Raw genomic sequence first — 2267 nt, forward strand, 5'->3', positions numbered from 1 at the left:
CTGCTGCTGAAGTGGTCGGCGCCTTATCCGATCTTCAGCTTGCCCGTGATGTTGGGTATTGCCGGTGGCATCGGCCTGCTGATCGGCCCGGCGGGTCTTCTTTGGCTGAACCTACGTCGCAACCCTGCGCACGGCGATGAGAACCAAAAACCCATGGATCGCGGCTTCATCGCGCTGCTGTTTCTGGTCAGCGCAAGCGGCCTCGCGCTACTGGCTTTGCGTGAAACCAGCGCCTTGGGCTTGATGTTGGCTATCCATCTCGGCCTGGTCATGGCGTTTTTCTTGACCATGCCCTACAGCAAATTCGCCCATGGAATATTCCGCAGCGCAGCGCTGCTCAAACACGCCATCGAGAAGCGTCAACCCAACCCGATCAACGCCGGCAGCGACTGACGGTTAAAACACTCATTCCAAAAACAATAGTGAGCATAACGGTAGCCATCATGAAAACGACAACGGCAACAACCCGAGCCAATGGGTCCAAATTGGGCGCCATTTTGCGGGTCACCAGCGGTAACTTTCTCGAGCAATTCGACTTCTTTCTGTTCGGGTTCTACGCGACCTACATCTCCCAGACCTTCTTTCCAGCCACCAGCGAGTTTGCCTCGCTGATGATGACCTTCGCGGTATTCGGCTCCGGATTCCTGATGCGTCCGTTAGGCGCCATCGTGCTGGGGGCGTACATCGACAAGGTGGGCCGTCGCAAGGGGCTGATCGTGACGCTGTCGATCATGGCCGCCGGTACCGTATTGATCGCCCTGGTGCCGGGCTATGCCGCCATCGGCGTGGCGGCACCGATTCTGGTGTTGTTGGGCAGGCTGCTCCAGGGCTTCTCCGCCGGCGCGGAAATGGGCGGTGTTTCCGTGTATCTGGCGGAAATTTCCACCCCCGGTCACACCGGTTTCTACACCAGTTGGCAATCGGCCAGCCAACAGGTGGCGATCGTCGTCGCGGCCGCGTTGGGCTACACGATCAATGCCACGATGCAAGCCGCTGAAATCGCCGATTGGGGCTGGCGTATTCCGTTCTTCATTGGCTGCGTGATCATCCCGTTCATTTTCATTATTCGCCGCTCACTGGAAGAAACCGCTGCCTTCACTGCTCGCAGCCATCGTCCAACAACCCGCGAAGTTTTTCGCTCGATGCGTGACAACTGGCGCACCGTACTGGCGGGCGGCTTGCTGGCGTCCATGACCACCACCACGTTCTACCTGATTACGGTCTACACACCGACGTTTGGCAGGACAGTACTGAACCTAAGCACCACCGACAGCCTGGTGGTGACACTGCTGGTCGGCATCAGCAACTTTATCTGGCTGCCTATCGGCGGCGCCCTCTCCGACCGCATTGGCCGTCGGCCACTGTTGCTGGCGATATCGTTGCTGTGCATCTTCACCGCCTATCCCGCCATGCACTGGCTGGCAGAGGCGGCGAGTTTCGAACGACTCCTCGCTGTTCTGCTGTACTTCTCATTCTTCTTTGGCATTTACAACGGCGCCATGGTCGCGGCACTGACCGAAGTCATGCCACAGAACGTGCGGGTAGTCGGGTTTTCACTGGCCTTCAGTTTGGCCACCGCGGTGTTTGGCGGTTTTACCCCGGCAATCTCGACGCTACTTGTCCAGGCCACGGGCGACAAGGCATCACCTGCCTACTGGCTAATGTTCGCGGCGGTGTGCGGGTTCACGGCGACGACGATTCTGTATCGTCGGCAAAAAGCTTTGGCAGTCAGAACCGTTTAGTTCCTAATCGCCGACGCTTACCACGCGTCGATCCACGGCGGGAACCGAATTGGAGTGGCATGAGGTCGATTACAGTCTTTCGTCAGGGCAGTAATCGGCCTAAAGATCCCATTCAATGGGCATAGACAGATTTTTCGAATAATTTCTCAATATGTGGCCCTTGATTCAACTCGATCAAGGGCCCGAAGCAGGATGCGGCTATTCCAAAAGCGCAAGAGACGGTCGATTTAACATCATCGTAGTACGAGATCTGTCTTGCGCTTATTCGTATGGCCTACGACCGGCTGCTATSGGCCCAGGCTGTGTGAAAACTCCCGCAATTGTCTAATCTTCTGATCGTCGAGATCGTAGCGGGGGCGATCATGAAGCGATTTATTGAAGGTGAGGCTCGGACGCAAGTCACGTTGCTGCCGGAGTGCCTGGATGATTACGTGACCGAAGAAAATCCAGTCCGGGTGGTCGACGTTTTCGTCGATGAACTCGACCTGGGTGCACTTGGGTTTGAAGGTGTTGATCCTGCTGCAA

At 56.8% G+C, this 2267-nt stretch carries 1 protein-coding gene and 2 pseudogenes; all 3 read left to right on the top strand.

From position 1 onward, the window contains the following. Nucleotides 1-393: pseudogene (gene tcuB / locus AC1DRJ_RS24990) on the top strand (tricarballylate utilization protein TcuB); the annotation flags it as partial. A 50-nt stretch (nucleotides 394-443) separates the two neighbouring features. Then, on the top strand, nucleotides 444-1742 hold the full coding sequence (gene tcuC, locus AC1DRJ_RS24995) for a tricarballylate/proton symporter TcuC (RefSeq protein WP_477804515.1): 1299 nt from the start codon (nucleotides 444-446) through the stop codon (nucleotides 1740-1742). 362 nt (nucleotides 1743-2104) lie between these two features. Then, nucleotides 2105-2267: pseudogene (locus AC1DRJ_RS25000) on the top strand (IS5/IS1182 family transposase); the annotation flags it as partial.

The sequence above is a fragment of the Pseudomonas sp. P5_B2 genome (assembly GCF_056400445.1).